11 protein-coding genes are annotated in these 14,215 nt (G+C 52.4%); 7 read left to right on the top strand and 4 right to left on the bottom strand.

The features are described 5' to 3' along the window. Positions 1-32: 32 nt before the first annotated feature. Together gap and JI741_RS06295 are read right to left on the bottom strand one after the other, a co-directional pair. Complete coding sequence (gene gap, locus JI741_RS06290; protein ID WP_202008197.1) at positions 33-1,022, bottom strand: type I glyceraldehyde-3-phosphate dehydrogenase; 990 nt, start codon at positions 1,020-1,022, stop codon at positions 33-35. Positions 1,023-1,178: 156 nt separating this feature from the next. After that, the gene (locus JI741_RS06295; protein ID WP_202008198.1) at positions 1,179-1,763 is read right to left on the bottom strand and encodes a TetR/AcrR family transcriptional regulator; all 585 of its coding nucleotides are present in this window, start codon (positions 1,761-1,763) and stop codon (positions 1,179-1,181) included. A 305-nt stretch (positions 1,764-2,068) separates the two neighbouring features. Between JI741_RS06295 and JI741_RS06300 the strand changes: the two genes are divergently transcribed. From JI741_RS06300 to JI741_RS32760, 7 genes are all read left to right on the top strand, one after another. Beyond that, complete coding sequence (locus JI741_RS06300; protein WP_236675921.1) at positions 2,069-2,761, top strand: response regulator transcription factor; 693 nt, start codon at positions 2,069-2,071, stop codon at positions 2,759-2,761. Next, positions 2,751-4,109 carry a sensor histidine kinase gene (locus tag JI741_RS06305; RefSeq protein ID WP_202008200.1) on the top strand — a complete coding sequence of 453 codons (1,359 nt, stop codon included), beginning with the start codon at positions 2,751-2,753 and terminating at the stop codon, positions 4,107-4,109. Before JI741_RS06300 ends, JI741_RS06305 begins: the two co-directional genes overlap by 11 nt. Before the next feature lie 165 nt (positions 4,110-4,274). Further along, positions 4,275-5,447 (top strand): TolC family protein, encoded by a 1,173-nt coding sequence (locus JI741_RS06310; RefSeq protein WP_236675922.1) that lies wholly within the window; start codon positions 4,275-4,277, stop codon positions 5,445-5,447. Further along, complete coding sequence (locus tag JI741_RS06315) at positions 5,407-6,534, top strand: efflux RND transporter periplasmic adaptor subunit (RefSeq protein ID WP_202008202.1); 1,128 nt, start codon at positions 5,407-5,409, stop codon at positions 6,532-6,534. Before JI741_RS06310 ends, JI741_RS06315 begins: the two co-directional genes overlap by 41 nt. 3 nt (positions 6,535-6,537) lie before the next feature. Next, complete coding sequence (locus JI741_RS06320; RefSeq protein WP_202008203.1) at positions 6,538-9,654, top strand: efflux RND transporter permease subunit; 3,117 nt, start codon at positions 6,538-6,540, stop codon at positions 9,652-9,654. Then, positions 9,651-10,241 carry a hypothetical protein gene (locus JI741_RS06325; RefSeq protein ID WP_202008204.1) on the top strand — a complete coding sequence of 197 codons (591 nt, stop codon included), beginning with the start codon at positions 9,651-9,653 and terminating at the stop codon, positions 10,239-10,241. The genes JI741_RS06320 and JI741_RS06325 overlap by 4 nt, the downstream gene beginning before the upstream one ends. Positions 10,242-10,544: 303 nt before the next feature. Next, positions 10,545-10,778, top strand: coding sequence for a helix-turn-helix domain-containing protein (locus JI741_RS32760; protein WP_202008205.1), 234 nt, complete (start codon positions 10,545-10,547; stop codon positions 10,776-10,778). Between the two features lie 3 nt (positions 10,779-10,781). Here JI741_RS32760 and JI741_RS06335 read toward each other — a convergent pair whose 3' ends face one another. Continuing rightward, positions 10,782-13,907, bottom strand: a complete 3,126-nt coding sequence (locus JI741_RS06335) for an efflux RND transporter permease subunit (protein ID WP_202008206.1) — start codon at positions 13,905-13,907, stop codon at positions 10,782-10,784. A gap of 3 nt (positions 13,908-13,910) precedes the next feature. Further along, a complete protein-coding gene (locus JI741_RS06340) occupies positions 13,911-14,210 on the bottom strand; it encodes a DUF190 domain-containing protein (RefSeq protein ID WP_202008207.1) in 300 nt (99 codons plus the stop codon). Positions 14,211-14,215: the final 5 nt, after the last annotated feature.

The following is a 14,215-nucleotide window of genomic DNA, read 5'->3' on the forward strand; positions in this document are numbered from 1 at the left end:
GACGCTTCGCTTTATCGAGAAGTGAGCTACTGTTATTGACCGATGCGTTCGATCAAATCCGCGGTGCGGTTAGAGTAGCCAAACTCATTGTCATACCAGCCCACAATTTTCACGCTGTTGCCATTGGCCATGGTCAGGTCGCTGTCGAAGATACACGACGAGGGATCGCCCACGATGTCGGCCGAAACCAGCGGGTCGGTGGAGTATTTCAGGTAGCCGGCCAGTGAGCCTTCGCGCGATGCTTTTTCGAACGCGGCATTCACTTCGTCTTTGGTCACGGAACGTTTCAGTGTGGCAGTGAAGTCGGTCACAGAGCCCACGGGCACAGGCACACGAAGCGCATAGCCGTTCAGTTTACCTTTCACGGCGGGAATAACCAAACCCAACGCTTTGGCCGCGCCGGTGCCGGTCGGGATGATAGACACCGCAGCCGCTCTTGCGCGACGGAGGTCTTTGTGCGGCGAGTCTTGCAGACGTTGGTCGGCCGTGTAGGCGTGCACCGTGGTCATGTAGCCGCTCTCAATACCAAAGGTGTCTTCGAGCACTTTCACCATCGGGGCCAGACAGTTTGTTGTGCAGGAGGCGTTGCTCACCACCGTTTCGGTTCCGTCGAGCAGGTTGTCGTTCACACCGAGCACAATGGTTTTGAGGTCGCCGGTGGCGGGTGCGGAGATCACCACCTTGCGCGCGCCGGCGTGAATGTGTGCTTCGGCTTTTTCTTTTTCGGTGAAGATGCCGGTCGATTCCAGCACCACGTCAATGCCCAGCGCTTTCCAGGGAAGTTTGGCCGGATCTTTTTCGGCATACACGCGGATTTTTTTGCCGTCGATAATCAGGTGGCTGTCGTCATGACTCACCTCACCTTTAAAGGTGCCGTGCAGGGAATCATAGCGGAACAATTGTGCCAGCGTTTTGATGTCGGTCACATCGTTGATGGCCACCAGGTCTACGTTTTTTTTGGCCAACAGGGCCCGGCTGGTGATGCGTCCAATTCGGCCAAAGCCGTTGATTGCTACTTTCATAGTTGTACTTGTTAAAGTTTAATATAGAAATGAATGAATTTCAAGTGAAGGGGTCAATGTACAGATGCGTTGGTGTGCTGTATGAAGGTCATTTGTTTTTCTGTCTATGGATATTAACGATTTTTGTACTAATTAGTACAAAACTATTCAAAAAAATTAACGAAGAATTTCGAGCTGCATTTCGATGAGCGGTTTCATCACGGCATTGTTGGCATACATGCGCCGTGTCACGTTCAACCCGTTCCACAACGTAATAAGATGGCGCGCCAGCAGCTTTGCATCCGTTTTCGTTTTTAGCGTTCCGTCTTTTTGCAATCGTTGGAGCGTGACATAGAAAAGGTTTTCGAGTTCTTTCAGCAACGTTGCCGCCTCGGCCTTCAGATCTTCGTCGAGCGACGCCATTTCGATGAGTGTGTTGCCGATGAAACAGCCCAGCGGGTGCGCATCGGTTCCTTTTTTGAGGATGCCGCGAAAAAATTCGCGGATGCGTTCCACCGGGTCGTCGCTGTCCTGAAGTTGCTGTTTCAGCGTGTTGAACGATTCATGGTGAAACTGGCGCATGGCTTTTTCGAAAAGTTCCCGCTTTCCATTTTTAAAAGCCAGGTAGAAACTGCCACGACCAATGCCCATCGCTTCCAGCAAGTCTTCCGTTGACGTTGAGGCATAGCCCTTCGCCCAGAAAACGCGGCGTGCCTTTTCCAGCACGTCCTGTTCGCGAAAGGTTTTGGGGCGTCCGTTCATAAGGTCAAAAGTATAGTTTTGTATGGATTAGTACAAAACCTATTTGTTAAACCGTTGGAAACGAAAAAATAGATGCGGCTAGAAGAAATATCCTGGTCACTCAGTGAACTAACTCAGTATTCCTGGCGGGCAATGCTGGGGTGGTGTTATGTTCTCTATAGTATACTAGTATAAGGGCACTGATCTGCGGGTTCAGGATGTCGTCTGGTTGCCGTATATGCTTGGGCGAAAAAAAAATGTTGCGGGTATGGTGTGGAATTTTGATAAATTTCAGCCCACACCGGTTGTTAGGTCGGGCCATGCTTATGAAAAAAATACTTGTCATAGAAGACGATCATCGCCTTTCGGAGTCGGTTTTGAAAGCGCTGGAAAAAGAAGGTTATGGATGCGAGCCGGCCTACGACGGACACATGGCATTGAAATCTTTTCAGCAAACAGCCTATCAACTCATCCTGCTTGACATCAACCTTCCCAAGATGAACGGCATGGACCTGTGCAAGAAGTTCCGCGAGATCGACGCCGAAGTGCCGATTCTCATCATCACCGCCTTTGGCGACATCGACAGCAAGATGGAGGCCTTTGAATTGGGCGCCGACGACTATCTGGTGAAACCCTTTCACCTGCGCGAACTACTGGCAAAAGTGAAGGTATTCCTGAAACGCGCCGAACAACCCGCCACCACACAACCCCTCTATCAACTTCAGGACATAAAGCTCGATCCCAACAAAAAGATCGCCATCCGCGAAGGCAAAGAAATAAACCTCACGCCCAAAGAATACGGACTGCTGGAATATCTTTTAAAGAACCGGAACAGAATTGTCTCGAAAGACGAACTGGCCATGAACCTGTGGGATGCCAACTATGGTGTGACCCACAACACCATTGAAGTGTATATCAACTTTCTGCGCAATAAGATCGACAAGGAGTTTGAGAAGAAGCTGATCCTCACCAAGCCCGGCTTTGGTTATTATCTAAACGACAACCGCGATGAATTATAAGACAAGGCTGACACTGCTTTTTGTTGGGCTGTTCTTCTTTGTGCTTTCGTCCATTCTCGTGTTCATCTACATTTCGTATTCCGAATTTCGGCGCGACGAATTTTTTGAACGTCTTCGTGAAAAAAGTTTCAACACAGCCAAGCTGCTCATCGATGTGAAAGAAATCGACATCGGGTTGTTAAAAATCATCGATCAGAATTCCATCAACAAGATGTATGACGAGAAGATCCTCATCTTCGACGAAAACAACGCACTCATCTACAGCAGCCTTGACGACGAAAAAATTCCCTATTCCACCAAAACCATCGAACACATCCGCCGCCGCGCCGACAAATATTATGTGGACGAAGATGGCGACGAAGTGGTGGGCGTTCACTATACCGGCCAGGGCCACGACTATGTGGTGCTCGCATCGGCCTACGACCGCTATGGCATCAGCAAACTGGAAAACCTGAAAAACCTAGTCATCATTGCGCTGATGCTGGGCACAGCACTCATTGCGCTGTCGAGCTACATCTACATCCGGCAGGTGTTTCGTCCCATCGACACGCTCAACGCATCGATTCAAAACATCAGCGAAAATAATCTTCACGAGTTTATAGCCGTTAAAAAAAATCGTGACGAACTGGATCGGCTGGCGTTGAACTATAACCAGATGCTGGCACGGCTTTTCAAAGCGTTCGAGTCGCAGCGTGCGTTCGTGCGCAACGCGGCGCATGAATTAAAAACGCCCCTCGCCCTGATACATACCAAGCTGGACCGTCTCGACGAGTTGGCCGGTTCCCATCCGGAGATGCAGATCTTGCTGAGCAGCCTCGAGCAGGATGTGGATGGGCAGGCAGCGTTGGTAGAGTCGTTGTTGCTCATTCAGCGATTGCAATCACAGCTGCCCGTCAACACCGCGAAAGTGCGCATCGACGAGTCGCTCTATGAAAGTGTGAAAGATGGGAGTGTGTCCTTTCCGCATCAGACGGTGAAGATCGACATCGAATCGTCTATTGCCACTGAAGACCAGCTGACCGTGCAGGCCAACGCTTTGTTGTTAAAAATTTGTTTTCGCAACCTCATTGCCAATGCCGCGATGTATGCGGCCACGCCCGAATTGAACATAATTCTGTCAAAAGCCGGGCAGGCCCTGCAACTCGCCTTTGTCAACGCCGGTGATGAAGCCATTCCCGATACACGCATTTTCGAACCCTTCTACCGTCAGACCCAGCAACAGGAAAAACCCGGTCACGGGTTGGGCCTCTCCATCGTGAAGCAGATCATCGAGCTCATGCAAGGCACCATTGCCTATCGTTTTGAGGCGGGCCGGCACCACTTCGTGCTCACCCTTCCCCACGCCTGATATTTTATTTAAGGTTTATTTAAGGTTGCCTTTAAGGCGCGCTAAAGACCACATCCGTTCTTTTGTGTAAAGAGAATATTGATGCGTTTGTTTCGAGTAGTGCCAGTGTTAGCGTTTTTGTGTGTCAGCCTTTTCGTTCACGCGCAAGACACCCTGAGGGTGACCATGCTGCAAGCCGACAGCTTGCTGGTGGCGCGCAACCTGTCGTTGCTGGCGTATAAGTATGAGGTGGACATGGCGGATGCACGAACGATCCAGGAAAAATTGTTCAGCAACCCACAACTCTACACCGAGTGGAATTTATACAATCCCACCGCGCAAAAGTGGTTCGACACCGGCAAGAACGGGCAGAAGATTGTGCAGTTGCAACAGGTGTTTCGCATTGCCGGCCAACGCAAAACGTCTATACGCCTGGCCGAAGAGGAAAAACGAATGACGCAGTGGCAATACTATGAGTTGGCGCGAAGCCTCAAGTATGAGCTGCACGTGAGTTTCTATCGCTACTACTATCTCAACAACGCCATTGTGAACATCCGTTCGCGGCTCGACTTGCTGAAGAACCTCATCGGCATCTACGAACTGCAATACAACAAGGGCAACATATCGCTTCAGGAGCTGACGCGCCTCAAGTCGACATATTTCGAGATCAACAACAAAGTGAACGACACGCAAACCGAACTGGTGCGCCTGCAGGAAAACCTTAAGGTGTTGCTGGCCGACGACCGCGCCATTGCACCGCGCCGCGAAGCCACCGACGGTGTGGTGGCGCTCCTGCCTGCGCTCACGCTGCCGGAGCTACTGGCAAAGTCGATGGAAAATCGTCCGGAAATAAAAGAAGCACAAAGCATTCAAGCCCAGCACCAGCTTCGCTATTCGTTGGCGCGCAAGGAAGCCATACCCAACCTGACGGGCGGTGCGGTCTATGATCAGAACGGAAGTTATGTGCCAAACTATACCGGTGTTTCCGTAGGGCTCCAGATTCCACTGTTCAACCGAAACCAGGGAAAAATTCGGGAATCTAAAATAGGCATAGCCCAGGCCGACGTGTTGTTGCAAAGCCGTCGCCAGGAAATCACACGCCAGGTGGAGGCCGCCTGGAAAATATATCAACTGCTGGATGCGCAATACAAGGCGTCGGGCACGGACTTCGAAGCCCAGTTGGATTTGCTCAGCAAGGGGCTGGTGAGCAACTACAGCAAGAACAACATATCGCTGCTGGAATTCACCGACATGTTCGAAGCCTATAACTCCAGCATCATCGAAGTGAATCAACTGAAAGCCGATTTAAATAAGTCTTATGAAGAACTCAATTATGCCGTGGGTGAAGATCTCCGTTGACCGTTACCCATGGGCACCGTTTGTGGCCATGATAGTGCTGTTGGTGGTGGGATGCGAACCGAAGAAAACGGAAGATGTGGCAGAGAACAAAGCGTTTGCCCTGAGCGACACGATGCTGAAGAGCATCCGCCTCGACACGGTGAAGATCAAACCCGTGAACGGCGCTCTGAACCTGAACGGAAAAATTGTGGCGGACGAAAACCGTCTCGTCGAAATTTTCCCCATCGTGGGCGGAAACGTAGTGGAGGTGGATGCCGAGCTGGGCGACTATGTGAAGAAGAACCAGACGCTGGCAACAATCAAGAGCGGTGAAGTGGCGGAATACGATCGTCAGCTTATCGAAGCACAGTCTGACGTGCTGGTGGCCCAGAAGAATCTGAGTGTGAAGCAGGATTTGTATGATTCAAAGCTGTCGTCGGACCGTGAGTTGGTGGCGGCGCAAAAAGAACTGGAGAAAGCCGAAGCCTCGCTGCGGCGCATCACCGAAACGTTTTCCATCTACAATTTCAACAAACAGTCGGAATACAGACTGAAGGCGCCCATCAAGGGATTTGTGATCTACAAAAACATTACGCGCGACATGACGTTGCCCGCCGGGCACACCGAGAGTGTGTTCACCGTGGCGGAGCTGGACGAAGTGTGGGCCATTGCCGATGTCTATGAAAGCGACATCTCGCGCATCAAAGACGGTATGAACGTTTCCATCACCACGCTCAGCTATCCGGGCGACGTGATTCTGGGACGCATCGATAAAATTTTCAGTGTGCTTGATCCGGAAACAAAGACGATGAAGGTGAGGATCAGAATTCCAAACCCGCAGTTCAAGCTGAAGCCGCAGATGCTGGCCACGATCAAAGCTGTGTATCATGAAGACAAAAGCCTCACGGCGGTGCCTTCGTCGGCCATCATCTTCGACAACAGTCGTCAGTTTGTGATGATCTTCAAAGACCGCTACAACATTGAGACCCGCGAAGTGGAAGTGTATAAAACGGCCGACGAAACCACGTGGATCACCCACGGCGTGAAACCCGGCGAGGTAGTGATCAGCCATAACCAACTTTTCATCTACGACGCTCTTAACGACTAGCGCATGATCAAGCTGATAAAAAATATCGTCGCGTTTTCGTTGAAGAACCGGTTCTTCACCTTCTTCTGGGTCGCCATCATGGTGATTGCCGGGGTGGTGAGCTATAAGAATACGCCCATTGAAGCCTTTCCCGATGTGACCAACACACAGATCATCATCGTGACTGAATGGCAAGGAAGGAGCGCACAGGAGATCGAACGGTTTGTGTCCATCCCCATCGAGGTGGCCATGAACTCTGTGCAGAAGAAAACAAACGTGCGCTCCATTTCCATGTTCGGGCTGTCGGTGATCAAAATTATTTTTGAAGACAACGTGGAAGATTTTTTCGCCCGCCAGCAGGTGAACAACCAGCTGGTGAACGTGAACCTGCCCGACGGCGTGGACCCCGAGGTGCAGCCACCCTATGGTCCCACGGGAGAAATTTTCCGCTACGTTCTCACCTCCAAAAGCAAAGACACCCGCGAGCTGCTGACCATCCAGAACTGGACCATCGACCGCCAGCTCCGTGCTGTGCCTGGCGTGGCCGATGTGGTGGCCTTTGGCGGACGTGAAAAAATCTACGAGATCCAGGTGAACCCTGCCTTGCTGAACCGCTATGACATCACCCCCCTGGATGTGTATCAGGCCGTGACCAAAAGCAACATCAATGTGGGAGGCGATGTGATCGAGAAAAACGGTCAGGCCTATGTGGTGCGCGGCATGGGCTTGCTCAACTCCACCGAAGACATCGAAAACATTATCATAGCCGATCGCGCGGGCGTGCCCGTGCTGGTGAAGAACGTGGCGGGCGTAATGCAGTCTGACCTGCCCCGCGTGGGCCAGGTAGGCCTGAACAAAATCGACGATGTGGTGGAAGGCATTGTGGTGATGCGCAAAGGCGAAAACCCCAGCGAAGTGCTGCAACGTGTGAAGGCAAAGATCGAAGAATTGAACACACACATTCTGCCCGGCGACGTGCGCATGGCCACGTTCTACGACCGCGACGTGCTCATGACCTACACCACCCACACGGTGATGCACAACCTGGTGGAAGGCATCGTGTTTGTGACGGCCATCGTGCTGCTCTTCATGGCCGACTGGCGCACCACGCTCATTGTGTCTATCATTATACCGCTTTCACTGCTCTTTGCATTTTTCTGTCTGAGAATGAAAGGCATGAGCGCCAACCTGCTTTCGCTGGGGGCGATCGACTTCGGCATCATTATCGATGGGGCCGTGGTGATGGTGGAAGGAATATTTGTGACGCTCGACCACACGGCCCGGAAGTATGGAATGGAGCGGTTCAACAAAATCAGCAAGCTGGGACTCATCAAAAAAACAGCGTCGCGCACAGGCCTGGCGGTGTTCTTTTCGAAACTCATCATCATCACCGCGTTGCTTCCCATTTTCTCTTTTGAAAAAGTGGAAGGTAAAATGTTTTCGCCGCTGGCCTACACGCTTGGGTTCGCCTTGCTGGGCGCGCTCATCTTCACGCTCACGCTGGTGCCCGTGTTGAGTGCCGTGTTGCTGAAAAAGAATGTGAAAGAGAAACACACATTCATTGTCACCTTCTTCGATCGCATTGTGTCCAAAGGATTTGCCTGGACGTTTTCGCACAAAGTGGTGAGCGTTTCGGTGGCCATGCTCATTGTGGCGGGCACGTTGTTCTCGACCAAGTGGCTGGGTACAGAATTTTTGCCACAGCTGAACGAAGGTGCATTGTGGGTGGAAGCAAAGATGCCAATGAGCATGTCGCTGAACGAAACGGTGAAGATGGTGCACACGCTGCGCAACGAGCTGAGCTCGTTCAACGAAGTGAATGGCGTGCTCTCACAAACCGGCCGCTCCAACGACGGCACCGACCCCAGCGGATTTTATTATGTGCAGATGCAGGTCAACCTGAAGCCCAAAGAGGAGTGGGGGCGCAAGATCAGCATGGACGGTCTCATTGAAGAGATGGACCACAAGCTCAAAAAATACCAGGGCATCAACTACAACTATTCGCAGCCCATCATCGACAACGTGGCCGAAGCGGTGGCCGGCATGAACGCCAACAACGCCGTGAAAATATTCGGACCCGATTTGGCTGAGCTCGACAAGCTGGCCTCGCAGGTGCTGGCCAGCATCAACAACGTGCCGGGCATAAAAGACGCCGGCATCTTGAGAAATGTGGGACAGCCCGAGATTCAGATAAAACTACACGATCATAAAATGGCCCTCTATGGTGTGACCACCAGCGATGCACAAGCCGTGATTGAAATGGCCATCGGGGGCAAAACGGCATCGGTGATGTATGAAGGTGAGAAAAAATTCGACATACGCTTGCGCTTTCCCTACGAATACCGCAAGTCGGAGCAGGAAATCACCAACATTTTGGTGCCTACCTTAAAAGGTAGTAAGGTGGCACTGAATGAAATTGCTACGGTCACCTCCATCACGGGCCCCGCGTTTATCTATCGCGACAACAACAGCCGTTTCATCGGCGTGAAGTTCACGGTGCGCGAACGCGATTTGGGCAGCACCATTGCCGAAGCGCAGCAGCGTGTGAAAGAACGTGTGCACATTCCACAAGGCTACACCGTGCAGTGGACGGGCGAGTTCGAAAACCAGGTGCGTGCCACGGCACGGCTGGCGCAAGTAGTGCCCCTCAGTCTCATCGCCATCTTTGTGCTGCTGTTCATCACGTTTGGCAATGCCAAAGATGCGGGCCTGGTGCTCATCAACGTGCCGTTTGCGTTGATCGGCGGTATCCTGGCCATTCATTTCACGGGCATCAACTTCGGCATCTCGGCGGGGGTGGGCTTCATTGCCCTGTTCGGAATCTGCGTGCAGAACGGGGTGATACTCATTACGGAATTCAATGAAAATTTACGAAACGATATGAACCTGCCCGACGCCATTGCGTTGGGGATCAGGCAACGCACACGGCCCGTTGTGATGACGGCGCTGATGGCGTCAATAGGTCTTATGCCCGCGGCGTTGTCCACAGGTATTGGGTCAGAAAGTCAGAAACCGTTGGCCATAGTGATAATCGGGGGGTTAATCACGGCCACGGTTCTGATTTTACTGATTTTCCCAATTTTTTATGAACTTGTGAACCGGCGTAAACATGGCCGACCATCCAAACCCGAAAGTGTATGAGAAACGTAATGCATTTCCTTATCCTGATGCTGTTGCAATTTCCCTTGCTTCACGTCAGCGCATTCAGCCAACATGCCGACCGCGACAACGTGCTGGTCAACGGCATCTTTGTGACACCGCAGGATCTGGCCACCACCAACGTGCTGCAGGCAAACAAAACCGACAACCTCAACAACGTGGTGGTGAACCTCGACAAAAACGTGTTGCTGATTCGCGACGGCTTCGAAAAGAAATATAAATTCGGCAGCCTCTCCGGCTATTACAAAGACGGCTACCGCTACCGCGCCTATGGCACACAAAGCATCTTCTCCACCTTTGGCTACTACAAAGTGCTTGACGATGCCGGACTGATTATCTACTCCAAACGTTCGAGCAACAACAAAACCGGAGGCAAAACTTTTTATTACTACAGCACCGGTTGGGACGCACCCTTGCGCAAGCTCACCAAAGCCAATCTGAAAAAAGATTTCGCCGCCGACGCGGCATTTGTGGAGGCCGCCAGCGATGCGCTTGCTAACCAGCTTTTTCTGACAGAACGCAACGGCCGCACACTCATCAACGACCTCTACCTTTCGCGCGGAAAGTAGACAGTAACCAGACGTCAAAAAAGAAGACGCTTCTGTCCCTGAGGATGGAAGCGTTTTAGTTTGGAGGGATACCATCAACATAAAGGCTAACAACTTTTCTTTGAGCGGATGCTTAGCGGAAAATAATACGCATCACGTTTGTTCATCTTCAAAAAAAATGCCCGCAACGAAAAATCGCTACGGGCTCAGCTGGACTCCACGGCGCACCCCGCGAAGGGCGCAAATCTTTATCTGAAACAAGATTACTGAAAGTATAGCGAATTTGCTATACCCTCGCATATGTTTTTGTAGCAGATTTGCTATATGACGGTGAATGCAAAACGGCGTAATGTCAAGAAGCTAATCGCTTTTGGAACGAACCTTCAACGGATCCGGCTTGAGAAGGGACTATCACAGGAAGATTTGGCGCACCTGGCCAACGTGGCCTACACCACCATCAACCGGTTGGAAAACGGCCGGCTCAACACCGGCGTCTCCACGATTTTCGATTTGGCAAGAGCCTTGAAGGTGTCGCCAAAAGAGCTCTTCGAATTCTGAGGTCTACTCTTTTTTCTTTTTCTCGATCCAGTAATACAGCGCAGTGAGCATGAAGGGCGTAAACAACAGTGTTGACGTCAGGCCCCCGATGATAACCGTGGCCAGTGGTCGCTGAATGTCAGATCCAATACCCGACGACTTCGCGGCCGGTATGAGACCGATGATGGCCACGATCAGCATCATCATGATGGAACGCAATTGCCCGGCCGATGCGTTGCTGATCACAAACTCTAGGTTCTCGTTGTCGAGCGTGCGCTCGCGGTTGATGGCCGAGATCAGCAACACGCCCGCCATCACAGACAAACCAAAGAGCGACACAAAGCCCACGCCCGCCGACACGTTGAAGTGATAGTCGCGCAGCCACAGCGCCACAATGCCACCGGCTAGTGCAAAGAACACACACACCAGGGTGAGCAGCGCATATTTTAGATTTTTGTAGAGCATAAACAACACCAGCAACACAATCACCACCGTGAGCGGAATGGCGATCATCAACTGTTTGCCTGCCCGTTGCAAATTTTCGAACTGGCCGCCATAGTCTATGGAGTAGCCTTGCTGGAGGTTGATGGCCTTGCCGATTTTTTCGCGCGCTTCGGCCACAAAGCCGCCCTGGTCGCGACCCTGCACGTTGGTTTTCACAATGAGCAGGCGCTTGGCATTAGCACGATACAGATTGGTTTCGCCGTCGAGCAGCCTCACCGTGGCAAGCTGGTTGATGGGGATCAGCTCGCCGCTGGCCGACGGCACCTGAATGGATTTGATCACGTCGAGGCTGTTACGGTTCTCCGGCACATAGCGCACCACAATGTCGTAGCGACGGTCGCGGTCATAGATCGAGCCCACCGACTTGCCGCCAATGGCGGCTTCCACAATGTTCTGAATGTCGGCCACGTTGATGCCATAGCGAGCCGCTTCCTTCCGGTTGATCTGGATGTTGAGTTGTGCCTGTGGTCCTTCCTGTTCCATGCCCACGTCGGTGGCGCCGTCCATGTTCTTCACAATCTGGCGAATGGTGTCGGCCATGCCGCGCATCTTGTTGATGTCGTAGCCTTGAATGTTGATGGCAAGATCGGCAGCCGAACCCGTCACGGTTTCCATCACGTTGTCGATGATGGGCTGACCAAACGAAATGAATGCCGACGGAAGCGCCTGTCGCATTTCGCGGCGAAGGGTGCCGATGAGTTCCTGCTTGGTGGTGTCCTGTGCCCACAACTTATAGTCTTTCAACACCATCATCACTTCCGTGCGGTTGGAAGGATAGGGGTCGGTGCCATCGTCGTTGCGTCCCGACTGTGTCACGATGCTGAGGATCTGCGGATGGTGTGCGGCCACGTCGCGAATGATGGGCGCGATGGTTTGGGTTTCTTTGATGGACGATCCCGCAGGCAAAAACACCCGCATCCAGATGGAGCCTTCATCGAGTGGCGGCAAAAATTCTGTGCCCAGCTTCACAATGAACGAACACGACAGCCCGATGATGATGAAGCCACCAATCACAACCTGTTTGTGATACTTCAGAATGCCGGGCAGTGCATTTTTATATTTGCGTTCCATCCAGCTGAGCAGATCAATCTTCTTGCGCCACGCGGGCACGTTTTCCTGAATGTCGCTGGTGAGGTATTTTCCATACACAAACGAGATGAACACGGGAATCACGGTGAGCGCGCAGATCATGGCACCCACCACGGCAAACGCCAAGGTGAGGGCCATGGGTGAAAACAACTTTCCTTCTACACGCTGCATGGTGAGGATGGGCATGTAGGCCAGGATGATGATGAGCACCGAGAAGAAAATTTCGCGGCCCACTTCCTGCGAAGCGTTCAAGGTCACTTTGATGATGCCGGTTTTGCGTTCACTTTCGGAGAGGTGTCTGAACTTGTGCGCCAGGTGCGCAGCCATCACACACGCGCCGTCCACAATGATGCCGAAGTCTATAGCACCGAGCGAAAGCAGGTTGGCCGGAATGCCGTTCAGCTTCATGAGGATGAAAGCAAACAACAAAGCAAACGGAATGGTGAACGCCACCACCAGTGCCGAGCGGATGTTGCCGAGAAAAATCATGAGCACAAGAATCACGATGATCACGCCTTCGAGCAAGGTGTGCGACACGGTGTCGAGCGTGTTGTCTACCAGCGACGTGCGGTCATAGATGGGTGTGAGTTTTACGCCCGCGGGAAATTCATTTTGCTGAAGATCGTCCATACGGGCCTTCAATGCCGACAATACCTCCGACGGGTTTTCGCCACGCCGCATAGACACAATGCCTTCGATGCCTGAGTTCACATTCTTGCCTTCATGATAAATGGCATAGCCCAGAATGCCCGACGGCGGGGGAGGCCCCACTTCCACCGATGCCACATCTCGAATGAACACGGGAACGCCGTTGAGGCTTGTGATCACAATGTTGCCAATGTCTTCTTCCTTGCGAATGGCGCCGATGCCCCGCACGGCAAAGCCCTGGCCACCGCGTTCCACAATGTTGCCCCCGGTGTTGAGGTTATTGTATTCAATAGCGTTGAGCACATCGGGCAACGTGAGTTGATACTTGCGCAGTTTCTCGGGCGAGGTGAACACGTGAAATTCTTTCACCGGTCCGCCAAACGTAACCACGTCGGCAATGCCGGGCACCTGCAACAGCGCGGGCACGATCACCCAGTCTTGCAGGTCGCGAAGTTCGATGGGGGTAATGTCGGGTGTGGTCTCCAGCACGTAGCGATAGATTTCGCCCACGGCGGTGGTGAGGGGGCCCATCTCGGGCACCACACCATCGGGAAGGTCGGCGTTGGCAAGGCGTTCAATCACTTGCTGACGGGCGAAGTAGTCGTTGGTGCCATCCTGAAACGAGAGCTGCACCTGCGCCAGGCCAAACACGGTGCGCGATCGGCGGGCGATTACCTGCGGCACGTTGTTGAGCGCGCGTTCGATGGGAATGGTAACCTGCTGCTCCACTTCTTCGGCGGCGCGGCCGGGATATTTGGCAATGACGACCACGTTGGTGTCGGCAATGTCGGGATAGGCTTCAATTTTGAGGAGCTTGAAACACACCACACCAATCACCATCACGGCAATGGAGGCGATGATGATGGCAGCACGGTTGGAGAGCGACAGTACGAGCAGTTTGCGGATCATGGCTTACAGCTTTTCGATGGGATGAACAGTGATGAATCCGCCTTTCATGTGTTTGCGCAGGAGGCCGACAACGTGGCGTACTTTTTCTTCTTCGTCAATAAACAGGATCATGGCCGGGGGCTCGTCAAACGAAAACAATTCGCTGGGGCGTTTGATGCGATGATTCTTGCCAAAACCCGAGTGACCCCGAAACGATGTCGCCCCCAGAATGTGATGTTCGGCCAGAAACTGCATGATATAATCTTCCAGCGATTGGTCGCCGATGGTCTCTTCCAGATCGATAAAAATTTGAGCCTGTAGCATGTGCG

It is taken from the genome of Chryseolinea lacunae (assembly GCF_016735595.1).
Taxonomy (GTDB): domain Bacteria; phylum Bacteroidota; class Bacteroidia; order Cytophagales; family Cyclobacteriaceae; genus Chryseolinea; species Chryseolinea lacunae.